Origin of the sequence: Undibacterium sp. Ren11W (genome assembly GCF_049340485.1) — a bacterium.
Classification (GTDB): domain Bacteria; phylum Pseudomonadota; class Gammaproteobacteria; order Burkholderiales; family Burkholderiaceae_D; genus Undibacterium.
Genome location: NZ_JBMPPB010000001.1, coordinates 1033869 through 1053263, shown reverse-complemented (window position 1 = coordinate 1053263; position 19395 = coordinate 1033869). Strand labels below are relative to the sequence as shown.

At 47.4% G+C, this 19395-nt stretch carries 22 protein-coding genes; 8 read left to right on the top strand and 14 right to left on the bottom strand.

From position 1 onward, the window contains the following. Window positions 1-286: 286 nt before the first annotated feature. From ACO0K8_RS04730 to ccoS, 7 genes are all read left to right on the top strand, one after another. Window positions 287-1294, top strand: a complete 1008-nt coding sequence (locus ACO0K8_RS04730) for an RluA family pseudouridine synthase (protein ID WP_422945462.1) — start codon at window positions 287-289, stop codon at window positions 1292-1294. A 104-nt stretch (window positions 1295-1398) separates the two neighbouring features. Beyond that, the gene (locus ACO0K8_RS04725) at window positions 1399-2058 is read left to right on the top strand and encodes an HAD-IIIA family hydrolase (protein WP_422945461.1); all 660 of its coding nucleotides are present in this window, start codon (window positions 1399-1401) and stop codon (window positions 2056-2058) included. 11 nt (window positions 2059-2069) lie between these two features. Next, window positions 2070-2435, top strand: a complete 366-nt coding sequence (locus ACO0K8_RS04720; RefSeq protein ID WP_422945460.1) for a Rieske (2Fe-2S) protein — start codon at window positions 2070-2072, stop codon at window positions 2433-2435. Window positions 2436-2442: 7 nt separating this feature from the next. Then, window positions 2443-3420 carry a S49 family peptidase gene (locus ACO0K8_RS04715; RefSeq protein WP_422945459.1) on the top strand — a complete coding sequence of 326 codons (978 nt, stop codon included), beginning with the start codon at window positions 2443-2445 and terminating at the stop codon, window positions 3418-3420. Window positions 3421-3863: 443 nt separating this feature from the next. Then, window positions 3864-4160, top strand: coding sequence for a heavy metal translocating P-type ATPase metal-binding domain-containing protein (locus tag ACO0K8_RS04710; RefSeq protein ID WP_422945458.1), 297 nt, complete (start codon window positions 3864-3866; stop codon window positions 4158-4160). Beyond that, window positions 4157-6448 (top strand): heavy metal translocating P-type ATPase, encoded by a 2292-nt coding sequence (locus tag ACO0K8_RS04705; protein WP_422945457.1) that lies wholly within the window; start codon window positions 4157-4159, stop codon window positions 6446-6448. The genes ACO0K8_RS04710 and ACO0K8_RS04705 overlap by 4 nt, the downstream gene beginning before the upstream one ends. A 3-nt stretch (window positions 6449-6451) precedes the next feature. Then, window positions 6452-6595, top strand: a complete 144-nt coding sequence (gene ccoS, locus ACO0K8_RS04700; RefSeq protein WP_422945456.1) for a cbb3-type cytochrome oxidase assembly protein CcoS — start codon at window positions 6452-6454, stop codon at window positions 6593-6595. A gap of 77 nt (window positions 6596-6672) precedes the next feature. On the opposite strand, the gene mnmH is transcribed toward ccoS, so the two are convergent. Then, window positions 6673-7752 (bottom strand): tRNA 2-selenouridine(34) synthase MnmH, encoded by a 1080-nt coding sequence (mnmH, locus tag ACO0K8_RS04695; RefSeq protein WP_422945455.1) that lies wholly within the window; start codon window positions 7750-7752, stop codon window positions 6673-6675. Continuing rightward, window positions 7749-8411 carry an arylesterase gene (locus ACO0K8_RS04690; RefSeq protein ID WP_422945454.1) on the bottom strand — a complete coding sequence of 221 codons (663 nt, stop codon included), beginning with the start codon at window positions 8409-8411 and terminating at the stop codon, window positions 7749-7751. The genes mnmH and ACO0K8_RS04690 overlap by 4 nt, the downstream gene beginning before the upstream one ends. A 21-nt stretch (window positions 8412-8432) precedes the next feature. On the opposite strand from ACO0K8_RS04690, the gene ACO0K8_RS04685 reads away from it, so the two are divergent. Then, a complete protein-coding gene (locus tag ACO0K8_RS04685; RefSeq protein WP_422945453.1) occupies window positions 8433-9125 on the top strand; it encodes an ABC transporter ATP-binding protein in 693 nt (230 codons plus the stop codon). 196 nt (window positions 9126-9321) lie between these two features. Here the strand turns inward: ACO0K8_RS04685 and ACO0K8_RS04680 are convergent, their stop codons facing one another. The 12 genes from ACO0K8_RS04680 to ACO0K8_RS04625 all read right to left on the bottom strand — a co-directional run bounded on the left by ACO0K8_RS04680 (window position 9322) and on the right by ACO0K8_RS04625 (window position 19374). Further along, window positions 9322-10914 carry an NAD(P)H-hydrate dehydratase gene (locus tag ACO0K8_RS04680; protein ID WP_422945452.1) on the bottom strand — a complete coding sequence of 531 codons (1593 nt, stop codon included), beginning with the start codon at window positions 10912-10914 and terminating at the stop codon, window positions 9322-9324. After that, the gene (gene fliR / locus ACO0K8_RS04675) at window positions 10911-11720 is read right to left on the bottom strand and encodes a flagellar biosynthetic protein FliR (RefSeq protein ID WP_422945451.1); all 810 of its coding nucleotides are present in this window, start codon (window positions 11718-11720) and stop codon (window positions 10911-10913) included. The genes ACO0K8_RS04680 and fliR overlap by 4 nt, the downstream gene beginning before the upstream one ends. A 9-nt stretch (window positions 11721-11729) precedes the next feature. Further along, complete coding sequence (gene fliQ, locus ACO0K8_RS04670) at window positions 11730-11999, bottom strand: flagellar biosynthesis protein FliQ (RefSeq protein WP_422945450.1); 270 nt, start codon at window positions 11997-11999, stop codon at window positions 11730-11732. A 10-nt stretch (window positions 12000-12009) separates the two neighbouring features. Beyond that, a complete protein-coding gene (fliP, locus tag ACO0K8_RS04665) occupies window positions 12010-12777 on the bottom strand; it encodes a flagellar type III secretion system pore protein FliP (protein WP_422945449.1) in 768 nt (255 codons plus the stop codon). 16 nt (window positions 12778-12793) lie between these two features. Continuing rightward, entirely contained in the window at window positions 12794-13225 is a 432-nt protein-coding gene (fliO, locus tag ACO0K8_RS04660; protein ID WP_422945448.1) for a flagellar biosynthetic protein FliO, read from the bottom strand. After that, the gene (gene fliN, locus ACO0K8_RS04655) at window positions 13222-13650 is read right to left on the bottom strand and encodes a flagellar motor switch protein FliN (RefSeq protein WP_422945447.1); all 429 of its coding nucleotides are present in this window, start codon (window positions 13648-13650) and stop codon (window positions 13222-13224) included. The genes fliO and fliN overlap by 4 nt, the downstream gene beginning before the upstream one ends. Further along, on the bottom strand, window positions 13637-14656 hold the full coding sequence (gene fliM, locus ACO0K8_RS04650) for a flagellar motor switch protein FliM (RefSeq protein ID WP_422945446.1): 1020 nt from the start codon (window positions 14654-14656) through the stop codon (window positions 13637-13639). Before fliM ends, fliN begins: the two co-directional genes overlap by 14 nt. Window positions 14657-14662: 6 nt before the next feature. After that, a complete protein-coding gene (gene fliL / locus ACO0K8_RS04645) occupies window positions 14663-15169 on the bottom strand; it encodes a flagellar basal body-associated protein FliL (RefSeq protein WP_422945445.1) in 507 nt (168 codons plus the stop codon). A 279-nt stretch (window positions 15170-15448) separates the two neighbouring features. Then, the gene (locus ACO0K8_RS04640) at window positions 15449-16810 is read right to left on the bottom strand and encodes a flagellar hook-length control protein FliK (RefSeq protein WP_422945444.1); all 1362 of its coding nucleotides are present in this window, start codon (window positions 16808-16810) and stop codon (window positions 15449-15451) included. Between the two features lie 70 nt (window positions 16811-16880). Then, complete coding sequence (fliJ, locus tag ACO0K8_RS04635; protein ID WP_422945443.1) at window positions 16881-17318, bottom strand: flagellar export protein FliJ; 438 nt, start codon at window positions 17316-17318, stop codon at window positions 16881-16883. Between the two features lie 44 nt (window positions 17319-17362). Further along, window positions 17363-18754: a flagellar protein export ATPase FliI gene (gene fliI / locus ACO0K8_RS04630; protein ID WP_422945442.1), complete on the bottom strand. Its 1392-nt coding sequence runs from the start codon at window positions 18752-18754 to the stop codon at window positions 17363-17365. After that, window positions 18751-19374: a flagellar assembly protein FliH gene (locus ACO0K8_RS04625; protein ID WP_422945441.1), complete on the bottom strand. Its 624-nt coding sequence runs from the start codon at window positions 19372-19374 to the stop codon at window positions 18751-18753. Before ACO0K8_RS04625 ends, fliI begins: the two co-directional genes overlap by 4 nt. Between the last annotated feature and the right edge of the window lie 21 nt (window positions 19375-19395).

Sequence of the window (19395 nt, the reverse complement as noted above, 5' to 3'; positions counted from 1 at the left end):
TCACGCTACATCAAAACCATCAACCGGCAAGCACGTCTGTTTGTATCAACAGCCGTCTCTTGCCAGACTTATCCTTATATTTCAAACTTTCTGATCCACATCACCGTCTGCCGTCCGATTGCCACAATCGGTCACAACCTTGACGCATCAGGTGAGGTGCATACACATCTTTTCTATCGAATTTGCAAATTGGCGAGGCCGATTGACATACCTCTGTGTAAAATAGTCGCTTCTTCTCACACTTGCTAAAGCTAAAAGCTTGAGCGAAAACAATTATATAGTCAAAATGAAGCACTTAGCGATAAATAATGGGAGAGTGCTTCAAAAACAAGCTGAAAATGACACTCTCCGTCAAACAACACAAGCGCCAGCCTCAGTCCAGCTACTGACAATCTCAGAAGAGGAGGCTGGTCAACGCATTGATAATTTTTTGTTACGCATTTGTAAAGGCGTTCCCAAGAGCCACATTTACCGGGTTTTGCGCTCAGGTGAGGTGCGCGTGAACAAGGGACGCATCGATCAATTGTATCGATTGCAAGTCGGCGATGTGGTTCGCGTGCCGCCAATACGCATGGCAGAAAAACCAGAAAATCATGTGCCAGGTGCAGAATTCATTATTTTGTATGAAGATGCACATCTACTTGTCATTGATAAACCGTCTGGTGTTGCTGTGCACGGCGGATCTGGTATCAGCTATGGGGTGATCGAGCAACTGCGCGCCTCACGCCCTGACGCCAAGTTTCTGGAGTTAGTGCATCGTTTAGATCGCGAAACTTCCGGGGTGTTGATGTTAGCGAAAAAACGATCTGCCTTGGTCGACTTACATGAGCAGATGCGCGATGGCGTGACGGATAAACGCTATTTGACTTTGGTGCATGGCGATTGGAAAAATGCCAGACAGCATGTCAAATTAGCTTTACATAAGTACAATACTGCAGATGGTGAGCGTCGTGTGCGGGTGCAGGCTGATGGGATGGCGTCTCATACTGTTTTTTCGTTAAAGAAAAAATATGCAGAATTTGCCTTGTTGGAAGCGGAACTAAAGACCGGCCGTACTCATCAAATCAGGGTGCATTTGTCCGCCAGTGGATTTGCAATTGCAGGCGACGATAAATATGGTGATTTTGCTTTAAATAGAGAGCTTTTAAAGCCGGCAGAAGGCCGCGGAGCTTTAAAAAGAATGTTTTTGCATGCACATCAGATTACCTTTATTCATCCTGATAGCAAAACTCCAATGACTCTCAATGCCGCGCTCCCGCCTGATTGCCTTAAGTTTTTGCAGAGTCTAAGTTGAATTGCTCTGAAAAAATCGTGGTTCTTTATTACGGGTAAAATACCCATTTCCCTCAATATGATAATAGTCTGCAAAGCTTATGATGTTTGCATCATCTGATAAATATGGCAAAAAAGAAATTTGATTTTATAGTGTTTGATTGGGATGGTACTTTGATGGACAGCACCTCCACCATAGTTAAATGTATTCAAGCATCGGCACGCGATCTCGGCCTGCCTATACCCGACGAACAGGCAGCATCTTATGTGATCGGACTTTCTTTAAGTGCCGCGATGCAGGCGGTGATGCCGGATGTGGATGCTAAATATCATGCGCGAATGGTGGAACGTTATCGATATCATTATTTAGCAAACGATCACGAATTACCTTTATTTGAAGGCGTTCGCGAATTATTGGCCGAACTTTCCCATGACGGGTATTTTTTGGCTGTGGCAACCGGGAAAAGTCGCGTAGGTTTAAATCGTGCAATGCATAGTGCAGATTTACTGTCTATGTTTGATGCCACGCGCTGCGCCGATGAAACATTTTCTAAGCCACATCCTGCCATGCTGCAAGAGTTAAGTCGTGAGTTGGGGCAAGATCTTAAGCGAACGCTCATGATAGGCGATACCACACATGACTTGCAGATGGCATCCAATGCTGGCGTGGCTTCGGTGGCGGTCGAATACGGTGCGCATGATGCAGAAACTCTGTTGAGTTGTGCGCCCATGTATTCGGCCAAAACAGTGAAAGAATTGCATGACTGGCTTAGTCAGAATGCGTGAGTGAGGAAATAATGTCTGAAATATTTATTTGTGCTTCCTCTGAAGTGCTTGAAGGTGGGAAGGGCGTACGATTTCCTGTGACCGCTGGCGGTGACGAGGCAACTGGCTTTGTTGTTCGTTATGAAAATGTAGCGCATGCATATTTAAATCGTTGCGCGCATGTGCCTGTGGAACTCGATTGGGCTCCCGGCGAATTTTTTGAATCTAGCGGTTTGTACATCATGTGTGCCACCCATGGTGCGATTTATACCCCGGACACTGGTTACTGCTCTGGTGGACCTTGCCGGGGTAGCAACTTACGAAAAATTGCCGCATTTGAACGTGACGGTAGTATTTATTGGCAAACCGACGAATTCGTTAAACCTGTTATAGCTTGAAATAATAATGATGAATGACACTCCTTTAAATGCATCAACGCCTTCAGTGAAGAACGATTGGGAACGAGGTTTTATCGAAAAATTAGCGATGGAAGCATTGCGTGAGCAACGCTTGCGCCGACGATGGGGGATATTTTTTAAATTTAGTTTTTTCGCACTCATTCTCAGCGGCTTTTATTTGTTTAGTGATTTTGGTGCCAGAGATATGGAGAACTTGGGGCGTCACAGCGCACTTGTTGAAATTAATGGAGCGATTGAGTCCGAAGGTAGTGGTAGCGCGCAGGCGGTTATTCCTGCCTTAAACAGAGCATTTCTGGACGCGAATTCGGCCGGTGTTATTTTGCGTATTAATAGTCCGGGCGGAAGTCCAGTGCAAGCCGGGATGATTAATGATGAAATTGGACGTCTACGCAAAGAGTATCCGCAGAAACATTTGTACGTCGTGGTCGATGAAATGTGTGCGTCTGGTGGATATTATATTGCTGCCGCCGCTGATAAGATTTTTGTGAATAAGGCTAGCGTAGTTGGTTCTATCGGCGTCTTAATGGATGGCTTTGGTTTTACTGCTTTGATGGAAAAGGCGGGGGTTGAACGGCGCTTAATGACTGCAGGCGAAAATAAGGGATTTATGGATCCATTTTCCTCGCACTCAGAAAAGCAAAAAGCTTTTTCTCAAGCGATGCTCAATGACATTCATCAGCAATTTATTGAGGTTGTACGTAAAGGTCGCGGGCAGCGTTTGAAAGAGACGCCGGAAACATTTTCAGGCCTGTTTTGGATAGGCTCCAAAGCGGTCGAGATGGGCTTGGCCGATGGTTTCGGCAGTATAGATTCGGTTGCAAGAGATGTTTTAAAGGCTGAAGATATTGTTGACTACAGTCAAAAAGAAGGTCTTCCTGAGCGCGTATTGAAAAAATTTGGCGCGTCGATTGGAAATGGCGCGATCTCTTCAATCTGGAAAGGAAGCTCTCCAAGTTTGAGATAGTGCGTTATCTGCTGTGCGGTAGCGTGATATCGGGAATGTTCTAGTTGATTTTTTTAATCTGATCTAAAAAATACATAGTTTTAATTTTCTTTTCATTGCCATCTGATTCATCTATATTAGAGTCGTAACTGGTTCAAAAGAAGGAGGTCGATATACAAGATATTCTTAATCTCCAAGATGGATTTATTTTGGGCTCCGGTGCTGTTGAGTTTGCCGGTTAGTTATGAAGTAGAGGCACCTACAATCTGTGTATTACCTTTCCGGGTTTTAATCTCGGATCCGAGGTTTCTTAGACGCCTCATCATGTCGCTAACATAAGGACAAAAAGACGGTGGTGCAATGCCACCGTTTTTTTACGTCTATAATTCCCAAACGCCTGTTTTTTATTGACGAATGCCCATACAGGCATCCTTATTTTGCGTCAGATCAAGAAAACATCGCGTATGTTTGTTAACATGCGTAAATTCCTATTTTCTTCTCGGCATAAAATTTCAATGGCTTTTGCTTTTTCTTCGCTTGTAAATGCGATCTCCATAGCCTTGCAGCCGCAAGAAAAAATCCTTTGTTTTCATTGTAATGACAAAATGCGAAAAAAAAATGCCTTGATGGCGACTTTCAATGGAGCAAATTATCCTGTGTGTTGTCATGGTTGTCTCGCTGTACTCAAAACGATAGAGCGTAATGGCTTGACCGAGCAATATCTTCACACAAAAGCAAGTGAGACGGTTGCCTCTTTATGACTTTTGAAAATGCAGATTCTCAGCAGCTTGACCGTCTTAATTCGCAACAGTCTCACACTGAAAAAAATGAACAGCATGAGAAACTCAGTATTGCTGGTATGCGCTGTGCCGCCTGTGTGCAACTAATCGCTTTTCGCGTAAAACAGTTACCTGGCGTGCTCTCTTTTGAGATTAATTCCGCTTCACATACAGCGAACCTTCGCTGGCAAAATCAACAGACCTCCTTGCCAAAAATCATTACGGCCATAGTCGATCTTGGTTACGCAGCTTTTCCTGCACATCAGTCGCTGGATGAATATGAGCGACAGGAAAAGAAAATGGCTTTGTGGCGATTATTCATCGCTGGATTTGCCATGATGCAAGTGATGATGTATGCCTTTCCCGCCTATCTGGTACCAGTGCCGCAAGTCGACGGAGACTTGACACCTGATTTGGATAGGCTGTTGAAGCTTGCCAGTTTAGTGATAACGATACCCGTTATTTGTTTTTCGTCTTTGCCGTTTTTTCGATCGGCAATAAGAGATATTAAGAATCGCCATATCGGCATGGATGTACCGGTCTCGATAGGGATCTTGTTGACATTTTTCGCCAGTATCTGGGCGACGTTTAATGGCGGTGCGGTGTACTACGACTCCGCGATCATGTTCGTCTGTTTGTTGCTAGCGGCACGCTTTATTGAAGCACAAGTGCAAGCTAAAACTACGGCTGCATTACGCGTATTAACGCGTTTGTCACCAATGCTGGCAAATCGCTTGCTGGCGCATCCAGAGAGTCGCTTGAGCGAGTCTGTCGAGGTGCAGCACTTACAGTTAGGTGATTTTCTATTGGTGTCAGCGGGTGAACAAATTCCTGCCGACGGTCGGGTTGTTGTGGGTGAAAGCGAATGCGATGAAGCTCTAATGACAGGTGAATCACATCCCGTGCCAAAACAAATTGGCAGTGAAGTGATCGCCGGGTCCATCAATCTTAACGGCGTGTTGGTGATGCAGGCGGAGCAGGTCGGTAGCCAGACGCAATTATCCTCTCTGGTGGGGATGATGGAACGCGCTGCTACCGAAAAGCCGCCACTGGTATTATTGGCCGATAAGCATGCTAGTACATTTTTGATCGTCATCATGAGCATTGCCGTAATGGCTGGCCTGGCCTGGTGGCAGATTGAGGCGGGACGTGCGTTGTGGATAGCGGTAAGTATCATCGTCGTCACTTGCCCTTGTGCCTTGTCGCTGGCAACACCTGGAGTGATGTCGGCAGCAATTGGTGAGATGGCCAAGCAGGGTGTCTTGGTAGCTAAAGGCGCAGCGATAGAGCGACTCGCTGGGGTGACACATTTTGTGCTGGATAAAACTGGCACCTTGACCTTTGGCCGTCTAAGAGTGGTAGAAGGCATCATATGCCATCGTGTCGGCGCTGATTTTTCTGCTGAAAGGGCTGAGGCTTTGAGTCTGGCAATGGCGGCCGGCTCCATGCACCCGGTATCGAAAGCGATTGCGGATGCTTTGACTGCAAAGGTGGCCGGCAATGCTACACTGGCTGGTCTCGATAAGCTTAAGGAAATCGCAGGTGCAGGGATAGAGGCTAGTTATAACGGTAAGACCGTGCGATTGGGGCGGCTTGATTTTGTTCAGCAGCTACATGGGGAAAGTTGCTCCATACCGGCTCATCTGTCCGGCAAAACTTTGTCGGCTTTGGGCGATGAAAATGGCTGGATTGCTCTTTTCGCGCTGGAAGATGTTTTACGGGAGGATGCCATCTTCGCCGTACAACAGTTGCACAAGCGTGGCATGCATATCACACTATTATCCGGCGATAGGATAGATGTTGTGAAAAACATCGCGCTCGAGTGCGGCATTACCGATTATCACGGCGATCTCAGTCCCGGCGATAAATATGATGCCGTGAAGCGCTTGCAGTTATCTGGCGCGGTGGTGGCGATGGTTGGCGACGGTATGAATGATGGCCCGGTGCTAGCCCTGGCTGATGTCTCAATAGCGATGGGGCAAGGCGCCCCCATCGCGCAGACACGTAGCGATTTATTGCTGATGTCGAATCGCTTAGCAGCGCTGCCGGGTGTACTAAGTAGTGCGCGCATGGCCTTGAAATTAATCCGGCAGAATCTTGGGTGGGCGATTGTCTATAATGTAGTGGCGATACCCGCAGCGGTGCTAGGTTTGCTGGAACCCTGGCATGCCGCGTTGGGCATGTCGATTAGTTCCTTGCTAGTGGTTCTTAATGGTTTGCGTTTGCTGGTCGCGAATCCCGATTTAATCCCTAACTCTGAAATAAATTAATTCATGGATATTATGTATTTGCTGGTGCCTTTGAGTTTGGTTTTGGTGTTTGCGATTGCCGGGGTATTTTGGTGGGCCTTGAATCATCGCCAATTTGACGAGCTCGATGAGGCTGGTCAACGTATTATCGACGATGAAAACAGTTGATTAACTGAGCGTTAAAATTGCATCGTCACTGTTAGACATGGTCTCTATGCAAAAAAGAGCGATTCTAGCGGTAAGCATCACACCACATTCTCATCATTCACCTGTTTCAAGATCGCTCTGGCGGTCGCCGTAAAATCTCTCTCCTGTATTCCGTTTTGGAGTAGCCCGAGTGCGCCTGGCATCTGTACAAAATTTTTGTCTATCGAGCGGCGGTAGGCTGGGTCGTAATGCAACTCTAAAAGTTGCGCGACCAGGGCTGACATCTGAGCTTGTAGTGCCAGATTTTTCCAATTTTCGATACGCTCTTTGCCATGCAAACTGAGCAGGCAATCGAGTTGACGATTCAAGGATACGGGGTCGCGGACAAAATGGGCGTAGTCTTCCATTAACAATGCCACACGCTCTTCCAAAGCGAGTTCCAAAGCAATGCAGGGCGAGCTGCGCATGCCTTCAATGATGCGATCGGGTACACGAAGATTACCGACTTTTTTACTTTCTGATTCGACAAAAACAACTTGCTCAAAGTCGATATTTGACAAAACTTCCCAGATGCGACTTTCGAACATTTTTTGTGAGGGTTGTGGTTGACTGGGAAGGTAGCCTAATACCGAGCCACGATGGGCTGCCAGTTGCTCTAAATCGAGTACTTGTGCGCCGATTTTTGCGAGCGAGCTTAATAAGCGGCTCTTGCCGCTGCCCGTAGTGCCGCAGACTACGCGCCACTGCACTTTTTCGGCTAGCACTGGCAAACTGGCATTGACATGTTGACGATAATTTTTATAGCCGCCATCGAGTTGCACTACGGGCCAACCGATTTTTGCCAGTATATGCGCCATAGAGCCGCTGCGATTACCACCACGCCAGCAATAAATCAGTGGTTTCCACTCTCTGGGCTTATCGAGGAAATGTTGTTCGAGATGTAGAGCGATGTTCTTGGCGACCAGGGCCGCACCGACTTTTTTGGCCTCAAAAGCATTGACCTGTTTATACATGGTGCCGACTCGTATGCGTTCTTGATCGTCCAGCACCGGGCAGTTAATCGCACCGGGAATATGATCTTCGGCAAACTCTGAAGGGCTGCGCACGTCGATGATGGTATCGAATTCGCTAATCTGCGGGAGTAGTTCAGGGAAGCCGACTAATTGAGGATATTTCATTTGAGTTTCTTGATGAGAATTTGGAGTTGCGGCCACACATTATCAAGTATCACCGGATGCGCGCTCGCTAGCGGATGTAGACGGTCGGCCTGAAATAGATCTTGTTTCTCGGCGACACCCGCGAGAAAAAAAGGTACTAAGGCGGTCTGCGTGTCTTTTGCAATCTGTCCATACATAGAAGAAAAACGTTCGGTGTACTCGCGTCCATAATTGGGGGGGATTTGCATACCGAGCAAAAGAACTTTGGCGTTGGCTACTTTGGCCATGCTGATCATGTCGCGAAAATTTGTGTCCGATGCTTTGAGCGCCAAACCACGCAAAGCGTCATTCGCACCTAGTTCTATGATGAGTATCTGTGGCTGATGTTTTTTGAGTAGGGTGCTTAGTCGCGTTTTTCCGCCGCTGCTGGTCTCTCCACTGATGCTTGCATTGACTACTGTAATGTTCAATTTTTCATGCTGCAGACGCTGTTCTAGCAGAGCGACCCAACCATTGCCGCGTGCTATCCCGTATTCAGCGGATAGACTATCGCCGAGCACAAGCACAGTTTTTGATGCAGAATGAGCGGCGGTGGCAAAACAGCACATCGCTAACACGATCAGCAGTCTGCAGTAACGGTACAAATTTTTCAAATTGATATTCCCATCGAACATAATCATTAGATAGAGCAGAGTAAAAGTATGAGTCTTTCTACGCAGAGTAAAACGCCAGCAATCGCAGTACAACATTTGTCTAAACGGGTGGCAGACGCGACCGGTGAACTGACGATCTTGCACGAGATAGATTTTACCGTGCAAGCGGGAGAGACGCTTGCTATTGTTGGTGCTTCTGGCTCAGGAAAATCCACTTTATTGGGGATCTTGGCTGGTTTGGATACGCCGAGTCTTGGCAAGGTGCTGCTTGAGGGTATCGATATCTTTGCTTTGAACGAGGATGGTCGCGCTAGTTTTAGGAAAGACCACTTGGGCTTTGTTTTTCAATCCTTCCAGCTACTGCTGCATTTGAATGCGCTGGAAAATGTTATGTTGCCTTTGGAATTGCGGGGCGACAAACGTGCACGTGAAACGGCGGAGGCGATGTTAGAGCATGTCGGTTTATCTAGTCGCTTGCGTCATTACCCCAAATATCTTTCTGGCGGTGAACAACAAAGGGTGGCCCTGGCACGCGCCTTCGTCACCGAGCCGCCCTTATTATTTGCCGATGAACCTACTGGTAGTTTGGATGCGGTGACAGGTGAGGCGGTGATTCAACTGATGTTTGCGCTCAATCGTGAACGCGGCTCTACCTTGGTTTTGGTGACGCATGATATGAGTATTGCGGCGCGCTGTAACCGCACCTTGACTATCACCGCCGGACGTTTGCATCAGGATTGAGCTTGTTCGTGCAAATAGGCAATTTAGGAGAGTATATGTAAGGCACGCAGGTAGTTATTGCGCTAATGCCCTTGTTTTTTATGGTACTGGGAGGGAGTATAGTTTTCGCATAGGGTGCGGCGGATGGCGCTACGCTGGCGAATGAGCAAACACCAAGTAAGCGCTTAGTACGCACTAATTACACACTAATTACGCACTAACTAAGTGGAAAAGATAGCGCGTTGAGGTCTGTATTCTGCAATTGATTCAGGCATTTTCTAATCGCTGGTATTAATTCACTGGCAGTTAGCCCGATCGGACCGTAGCCATTCTCCACCAGTTGATCGGCGGCTCGACCGTGTAACCATGTCGCCATCCTTGCCGCGTCATTGGCATCCAGTTGTTGCGCCAGCAGTGCGCCGCAGACGCCGGCCAACACATCGCCAGTCCCACCGCTGGCAAGCGCAGGATTGCCGCTGGTATTAATGCAAAGTGGCATCTGCGGTGTCGCAATGATGCTACCCGCGCCTTTTAAGATAATCGTCGCTTGAAATTTATTGGCTAAATCGCAGGCGGCTTGCCATCGATCCGCTTGCACTTGCGCTGTGCTAACTCCCAACAGATGCGCTGCCTCCAGCGGATGTGGCGTCATGATGCTGATCTTTTGATTCTGAGCTTGAGTGTGACTTCTGGCTTGTAGCAAGGCCTGAAGTGGGGCGCTGCCAGCGATCAGATTTAAGGCGTCAGCATCGAGCACGATGCGTGGCGCTTGCTGCAATGCCGTAGCTAGCAATGACGCGGCCTGCTCAGAGTTGCCCAAGCCTGGGCCTATGACGACGCATGGCTTGCTGAAGTCGAGTCCGGCAGCGAGTCTACACATGAGTTCTGGATGCTGTGGATCATACTGAGGTGGCGACTCCATAAAACCTACGTATACCCGGCCTGCACCGCAATACAGTGCTGCGCTTGCCGCCAGTATCGGTGCACCGGCCATGCCATTGGCGCCACCGATGACCAACACCTCGCCGTAGCTGCCTTTATGACTATCGAGCAGGCGTGGTTTTAACACCTCAGCAAACATCGCGGAATGGCTCAATACTCCGGGTGGTGGCGGGAAGTAGCTGCTAGCGATGCCAAGCTCGGCCAGCAGCACCTGGCCCGCGTAATCTTGGCCCGCAGCGGTATGTAAGCCAGGTTTGTCAGCGATGAAGGTGAGGGTGGTGTGTGCTTTGATAGCTATGCCATGTTGGCCTATTAGCTGGCCGCTATCGGCATCGAGACCACTCGGAACATCGAGCGCCAATACTGGAATAGCGAATTGCTTGGAGAGTCGATTGATGTGTTGTATCAGTTTTCCTAGCTCGCTGTCTGTTGTGATCTCCCGACTTAGACCTATTCCAAAAATGCCATCGATGACTAAGGCATAGGCGGCTAATGGATCGTTCAGTACCTGTTCTACCTTGATAAATATAGCCGGGCTAGCTTGCGCCTGCTGCAGGCTAAGCCCTGCCTCCATAGAAAAGTGCATGGAGTCGCCGCATAGAGCGATGTGTACGGAATATGCCTGCGCGGCCAGTAATTGCGCCGCTTCCAGAGCATCTCCGCCATTGTTGCCGGGTCCAGCGAGAATTAAGATAGCGCCGTCGCGCGGTGTAAGGTTTGCCTGGACCAGATCGCTTGCCGCTTTGCCAGCGGCACGCATGAGTTCCCCAACTGGCACACTTGCCAAGGCCGCCTCCTCAATCGCGCGGATCGCGGCCTTGCGATATACGCCACGTGTTAAGCAGGTGAGGGGCGAGACTGGTTTCATGGTGTGAGTTTAGGCGGTGCAACCAAGTTCGGTTGTATACCTAGCGATTGTATCGCCTCTACCCCGCTCTGAAATGCATTTTCTATAGGTTGCACCATATATGGCAGCACCATGCTTAACATTAAGAAACCGACACCTATCGTAATCGGAAAGCCGATGCCAAATAAATTAAGTTGAGGCGCGGCCCTTGTCAATATGCCTAAGGCGATATTGGTAATGAGTAGCGCTGCGATGATAGGTAGGGATAAGCGCAAACTAATACTAAAAATTTGCTCGCCCCAGATTGCCAGTTTTTGAAAACTGAAACCCATGGTCAAAGAGGTCGAGATCGGAATGCTGGAGAAACTTTCTATCAGCGCCGAAAACACTGCCAGATGCACATTCAAAACCAAAAAAATTAAGGTTGAGAGCAGGACCAGAAGCTGATTAATTGCGGATGATCGTCCCTGCGTTTGTGGATCGAAGAAAGTTGCAAACCCTAAACCCATGGTCAGTCCTATAATTTCACCGGCCATTTCTATGCCGGCAAAAACCACGCGTATCATGAAGCCCATGGACATGCCAATCACGAGCTGCTGCATCAGTATCATGATGCCCGTAATCGAGAGGGGGTCGGCGTCTGTCAGTGGTGCCAGGCCAGGTGCAACGATCATTGCCAACATCACCCCCAGCATGAGTTTCACTTGTACCGGTACACTATTGTTACCAAACGGGGGGGATATTGCGATCAAGCCTAAGATACGTGTCAGCGGCCAGATGAATGAGGCGATCATAGAGATCAACTCATCGCTAGAGAAAGAAACCATGTTGGCGAATTACCCCGCCATGGTCGCGATACTGGTAAACATGTGGCGCATGTAATCCCCCAGTACCGACAGCATCCATGGCCCGGCCACAATTAAGGTGACGAAGATCCCCACCAATTTAGGAATGAAGGAAAGTGTGGCCTCATTAATTTGCGTGGCTGCTTGAAAAATACTGACAATCAAACCTATCACCAAGGCGACTAATAAAAGCGGGGCTGAAACCATGAGAGTTACCTCCATGGCTTCTCGTCCTAGTGTCATTACGCTATCGGGTGTCATCACTGTCCTTTCAGTAAAAACTTTGTGCCAGTGAACCTATCAGCAACTGCCAACCATCCACTAAAACAAATAACATAAGTTTGAAAGGCAGCGAAACGATGGAGGGGGATACCATCATCATACCCATCGACATCAAGACACTGGCAACCACCATATCGATAATTAGAAAAGGGATAAAAATCGCGAAACTGATCTGAAATGCGGTCTTAAGTTCACTAGTGATGAACGCCGGGATGAGTATGCGCAAGGAAACGTCTTCTGGCCCCTGAAGTTCAGGGGTGTTGGAGAGTTTAACGTATAAGGCAAGGTCGGTCTGACGAGTTTGTTTTAACATGAATTTTTTTAAAGGCTCTACGCCTTTTCCCATGGCCTGAGTCATCGTGATTTTGTTTTCGGCAAAAGGCTGGTAGGCATCGACATAGATTTTGTCAAACACCGGGCCCATGACAAAGAAGGTTAAAAATAAAGCCAGGCCCACCATGACCTGATTCGGTGGTGCCGATTGCGTCCCCAAGGCTTGCCGCAATAAAGACAGCACGATAATGATGCGAGTAAAGCCGGTCATCATCAGCAATGCGGCCGGAATAAAGGTCAGTGCAGTCAGAAACAGCAGGGTCTGAATGCTCAGTGAGTAATTTTGACCGCCGCCAGCGGCTGGGGTACTGGTGATGGCTGATAATCCACCAGTTGCGGTTTCTGCCATTGCTGGGAACGCGTAGCTGCCAAGCAAAATCAGCATACTAAGCAGCGTAGAACGAACTAATAAGGTGTTTTTCATCGAATGCTTTTGCCAATTATGACACTTCAGTGCGTTTATCTATATGTCGTTTCAACCACACAGAAAATTGATTTTCTGGAATGGGAGCGTGAAATTCTGCTGCTAACTTCTCTTGCCTTGGCATTGTCGATAAAGTGTTAATCTGACTTGCTGTCACGCCTAGTACTATCCACTGATCGGCAACCTCAACGACCATGACACGCTCGCGGTTGCCCAAACTCACGCCTCCGACTATCTTCACTGGAACTATATTGCCTTTAGAGGCAGGGCCCATTTTTTTAAAGAACCAGGCGGCAGCGGCCATCAACGCTAAAACCGCAATTAAGCCAAGAAATATTTGCAATAAGCCGGTAGTCGGAGTAACACTACTCACTTCTTTTCCTGGTACTGCAGCTGCTGCGGATGCCGCCAACATCAGCAACGGAAATAAACATTTTATAGGCATCATTTATTTAATTTGCGTATACGTTCTGCCGGTGTGACGATGTCGGTCAAGCGAATACCAAATTTATCGTTGACCACGACCACCTCACCTTGTGCGATCAAACAACCATTGACCAGCACATCCATAGGCTCACCAGCCAAGCCATCGAGTTCCACCACGGAGCCTTGAGCCAACTGTAATAAATTTTTAATGGCTATTTTGGTGCGTCCGAGTTCTACCGTCAGTTGAACCGGGATATCAAGAATGAAGTCGATATCATTATGTGTTTCAACCTGCGGCCCTTTACCACTGAACTCCTGGAATACCGATGCGCTTGCCGCTGGCGGTGCGGCGACAGCCTTTGCTGCAGCATCTGCATCGGCTTTCTCTTGTTCGGCAATTGCCGCGCCCCAATCGTCTTCACTGATTGGTGTGTCATTTTCTTCCACGATTCTCTCCTTGTGTCGCTTCTTGTGCAACTTCGGTTACGCTAGAGCTGAGTAATTTCTCAACTCGCAAAGCATATTGACCATTAAATACCCCGTATTTACATTCCATAACGGGGGTGCCGTCGACTTTGGCTGTAATGATATCCGGTATCGACAGTGAAATAACATCGCCTTGTTTCATGTTCAGAATATCGCCCAAGGTGATTTTTGTCGTCCCTATGTCCGCCACGATTTCGACTTCTGCAATTTGTATTTGTTGCGTCATCAGGCGCACCCAGCGCTTGTCGACTTCCAGAGTCTCACCTTGCAAGCTGCTGGTTAAAATATCTCGGATAGGCTCTATCATTGCATATGGCATGCAAATATGTAATTCACCGCTGACCGGTCCCAATTCTATGGTGAAGGTGGTTGATACCACTACTTCATTGGGCGTCGCAATATTTGCAAATTGTGTATTCATTTCTGAACGTATGTACTCAAACTCTACCGGATACACCGGTTCCCACGATTTTGAATAAGTTTCAAAAATAATTTCTAAGATTCTTTGAATGATCCGTTGTTCGGTTTGGGTAAAATCTCGCCCCTCAACCCTAGTGTGGAATCGACCATCGCCTCCAAACAAATTATCCACCAATAAAAAGACCAAGCCAGGATCCATCACGAACAATGATGTCCCGCGCAAAGGCTTCATATGCGCAAGATTGAGATTGGTTGGCACCACCAAATTGCGTATGAACTCACTATATTTGGAGACGCGCACTGTACCAACCGAGACTTCGGCACTACGTCTTAAGAAATTAAATAAACCGATTCGTAGTAATCGAGCGAATCGTTCATTGATGATTTCCAAGGTTGGCATGCGACCGCGCACAATGCGTTCTTGCGTGGCCAGATTGTAGGGGCGCACCCCAGAAGTATCCTCCTGAGCCTGAGAGTCGTCCGAATCCCCCGTTACCCCTTTTAATAGGGCATCGACTTCTTCCTGGGAGAGAAAATTATCAGACATAGCGCTTTACTGGATGATAAACGCAGTGAAAAAAACACCCGTCACTTTTTGTGACTCTCCTTTGGGGGTGAACGGTAGTTTTACTTGTTCGATGATTTCTTCAACCAGTTTCTCTTTCCCTTCGGCAGTCAATAATTCAGTCGCGTCTTTACTTGACAGTAGCATTAACACACGACTCCTTACCTGCGGCATATTAGCTTTAATTAAATTCACCTGCGCCTCATCCTCAACTTGCATAGTCATACTTATTTGCAGATATTTATCGCTGGTTTCTGACTGTAGGTTGACCGTAAAGGCTTCCAAAGGAAGGAAAGCGGGTGGTTTCATAACCTCTGCTTTGTGTTCTTTTTCTTTGTCGGGGTGACTTTTTTTCGATAGAAAAACTGCGGCACCACCGCCTATTGCGGCCAATACCAAAACCCCAACAGCGATCATAATAATCAGCTTTTTCTTGGACTTTCCGGCGGGCGGAGCGTCCGCGCTCGCGGCTGGTTTTGCAGGTGCTTTCGACATTTACTTCCTTTCGCGTGACACTTAGTGCCTATGATGTAATGATTATCTACTGTTTTTTCGTTTGCCATGCGAGGAGAAGATGGCATATTCTCTGCGTTATTCTCTGTTTTAATTTAAAAATAGAGAAAATTTCGCCAATTTGAAAAACGATGCTTCAGTAGAGCTTGCTCAGCTTACTAGACCGCATCATTATATGATTGTTTTCTTTGATCGTTGTTGTTGCAAATGAGGCGATTGCGCGGAATATTCAGGCGCCTAAGCTATTTTTAACTATCAGTTTCACGCGAAGGTATCGACTAGGCCTTGTTTGGAAAGAATTTTTGTCGGCAAGGGCGAGCTAATTATTGTTTCAGCTGCAGTAGAGCTGTTCGTAGTGTTTGCACTACGTTGGGTGTTGGAGCGCCCGTCTGAAAAGGCATTTCCTTGTTGTGAGGCCTGAGTTCCTACTGAGAAATCGGACAACTGTACGCCTGCATCACTTAACATTTGACGTAATCTTGGGAGTGCGGCTTCTAGTGCCTCTCTAACCTCAGGTTGCGCTGAGAAAAAATTAGTACTGGCTTGATCGTTGCTAACTCGAATCACTACTTGCAATGGCCCGAGATCCGGTGGGTTCAGGCTAAGTTCTGCTGACTGCAGTCCACCAGCTATCATCCAAACCACCTTTTGGCCAAGAGCTCTATCCCAGCCATTAGCCCCTACATGAGGAGTCAATGCTGTTTTGGTTGCGACAATCGCTTCTGGGGTGTTGCTTAGCAATGTTGATTGAGCCAAACTCTGTATGCTTGGCGTCGTATTATCTGGAGTCACTTGCAACTCTTTGCTCGATGCACTTGAGCGCGCTTGAGCTTCTAAAGTTCTATCGAATTGCGTCTCTAATTGATTGAGTTTTTTTTCTGACGATGAATGTTGCAGCGTTTGATCTAGGTCCTTAGCCGATTTAAGCGCAGCCTGGTGTTTCTCTAATCCGTCGGCAATAGTCGATTTGTTCGTAATCTGGTGTTTCTCTAATTCTTCGCCAATAGCCAAACTGTTACCGTCAGAAGTACCGTCAGTAATTAATTTTTGTGCTCCTACACCGTCGATCTTTCCAGCTTTTTCGGCTCCGATAATTTCACGCTTGCTTTGATTTCCCGTATTCGGTTCTCCAATTTGAGAGAACGCGCTGGCCGAACCCTGTTGAGTGTCTGCGACTAGTTCGGATGCATCGAGTTCTGTAATTTTTTGACTTAGATCACCTCTGGAATCGACGTCGGTGATGCTCAGTTCTGCATTTTTTGACTGGACTTCAGTTGGTAATGTTGATGTAAGTTGGCTTGTGTTCGCCAGCAATGAAATAATACCCAAATTGGTCTCAGTTGCAGGTAAAGCAGCAACTTCACTATCTTTGTCGTCGGTTACTTGATCTACATTTGGAGTCGTTTCATTTGATTCATATGACGGCTTTTTTTCTAATTTTTTCGGTGTCGCAGAACTTTGTTGTTCTGATTTTTGTGTCGAAGCAGTGGAATTTTTATTCGAGATTTCTTTGCTGTAAAAATGGTTGAAAGAGCCCTGGGTCGACGAATTGGCGTTCAGTTTAAGCGCCTTATTTGTAATGCTTTGGGTTTCGTTGTTAGCGAAAATTGCTGAAGTTTTCATGTGAGGCACCAAAATAATAGACAATAACAACGAGCGTTTTGTGGGCTACTAATTTTTAAAAAATAATTCGTTAGCGTTTGTAAAAAAAAGATCGCGCCGCATGTTCGTCAGTGTTTTTCTGATCGCGTTTCGCTTCTTGTTTCTGTTGAGTTGCCTGTGTTCGGTCGTGCAAGGTATTGTATGACAGACGTTTTTTTTCACTTTCTTGCCAAACATTTCTTGCCGTCACAATTTTATATTCTGCGTCACGAACAACCTGTTTTTGTCCGTCAACTGCACCGTCCAGTTTATTAATAAACGAGATAAAATTTCCATATTGGGCTGCACTCAAACCCTTTGCAGCACCGGCTTGAAGACGCAGCTGGTAGTCTTCGCGATATTGCAATAAAAGATTTAATTGTTTCTCAGTTTCTTCGTGAGCATGAATTGTTTTTCCGAGGCGTTTTGCCGCCTCATCAGAATTTTTTTCTGCTAATTCAATTAAAGTGCTGATAGCGGATTTTTTCATTATTTCACCATGATCAGCTTAATTATAGCGACTATTCAAAGCTCCTATCCATTGAATAGAGCCTTAAGTTCCGCTAAGCTTTCCGGTATGGTTGATTTCTCCATGATGTCCTGCTGTAGAAATGAAACGATACGAGGATGCAGTCGTATCGCTTCGTCGAGTAAGGGGTCCGCCCCCGCAGCGTAGGCTCCGACACTGATTAAATCCCGGCTACGTTCGTAGCGTGAGTAAAGTTGTTTCAGGCGTCTCGATAATTGTTGATGTTCTGGGGTGGTGATGCTGTGCATCGCGCGACTGATTGACTGTTCGATATCTATCGCTGGGTAATGACCACTTTCGGCTAATTTCCTATCAAGTACGATATGCCCGTCCAGGATGGCTCTTGCGGCATCTGCAATAGGGTCTTGTTGATCATCTCCCTCGGTAAGCACGGTATAAAAAGCTGTAATGGAACCCCCGCCTTCTTTTCCATTCCCTGCTCGTTCGACTAAAATTGGTAGTTTCGCAAATACTGAAGGCGGATAGCCTTTGGTCGCCGGAGGCTCACCGATTGCCAAGGCAATTTCCCTTTGTGCCATAGCATATCGAGTAAGTGAGTCCATAATTAAGAGTACGCTTTTGCCCTGATCTCGAAAATACTCTGCAATCGCGGTTGCATAGGCTGCGCCTTGCAGGCGCATTAAGGGGGCTGTGTCGGCCGGTGCCGCTACGACCACCGAGCGCGCTAGTCCCTCATTACCTAAAATTTGTTCAATAAACTCTTTTACTTCGCGACCGCGTTCGCCAATTAGTCCAACTACGATCACATCGGCTGCAGTGTAGCGGGCCATCATGCCTAGTAATACGCTCTTACCAACTCCGGAACCTGCAAACAGCCCGAGTCGTTGACCACGACCCACACTTAGCATACTGTTGATGGCTCGGACGCCGACATCCAGAGTGTCCTTGATTGGCGCTCGTTCCAGCGGATTGTAGATGCGCGCACCAAGAGGCGCGGAGTCTTTTGCCAACAAGGGACCAAGTGAATCAAGTGGCTTGCCATTGGCGTCCAGTACTCGACCCAATAACGCATAACCCACTGGCAAATGCCTGCTGCGGTCGCTTGGCCTACGCTTCGGGTTCTTGGCGTGTTCTAAATGTATTGCTTCGACTGGAAACACTGCAGCTCCAGGTGTGACACCATCTAAGTCACTGTGAGGCATGAGAAATAAACGTTCCCCATCAAATCCAACTACCTCTGCATCGATTTTTACACCATTTGATAAATGAATGGCACAAGCACTACCGACCGGTAACTTGAGTCCGACCGCTTCCATCACCAATCCCGTTACCTTGGTCACTCGACCAGATAAGGACATAGATTGCTTAGTCGTAAGTTGTTCTTTGCTCTCGACTAGCTTGTCTTTCCAAGACTGGGTAGAAAATGCCTGGGTCATAATTGCTTGGCCGTAACGTCAATTCTTTTCATTGCTTCCGTTAGCCTTTGCCAGCGAGTGCCGACAGTCGCGTCAAGCAGATTGTGGGCCGTTTCTAACTTGCAGCCACCACGTTCGATAAGGATGTCGGACTTGATACGCCAACCGGCCTTATCTAAATCATCGCCCATATGGCTCTTGATGATCACCGCATCGTCCGGGTTCAAAATTAGTTGTGCGGGTTGCTGTATCGATGGAATATGTTCGATGGCATCTTTGACGATAAGAATAATTGCTTCTGGATCTACATCCAAGGTGTTTTTAGTCATTGCCTGGGCAAGTTCTATGGCGAGATTCAGTAAATCCTGCCCTATATCTTGGTTCGCCAAAGCGATTTGCTCTGACATATTCATCACCAATTGGTGCAATTTGGCGATCTGATCGTTCATTTCTAACTGACTTTCGGCAAATCCGTCGCTTTTTCCTTCTATTAGCCCAGCCGCGTAGCCTTCTTGGTAACCTTGTGCATAGCCTTCCGTCTGCGCTTGTTCTTTAATCGCATTGGCATCGTCTTGCCGTATTTTTGCCTGGGTAATCTGTTCTGCTAATGGCGCTGGTTTTTCGTCGTTAAATGAGGTCATTTCCCATCGTTGGAACGCAGA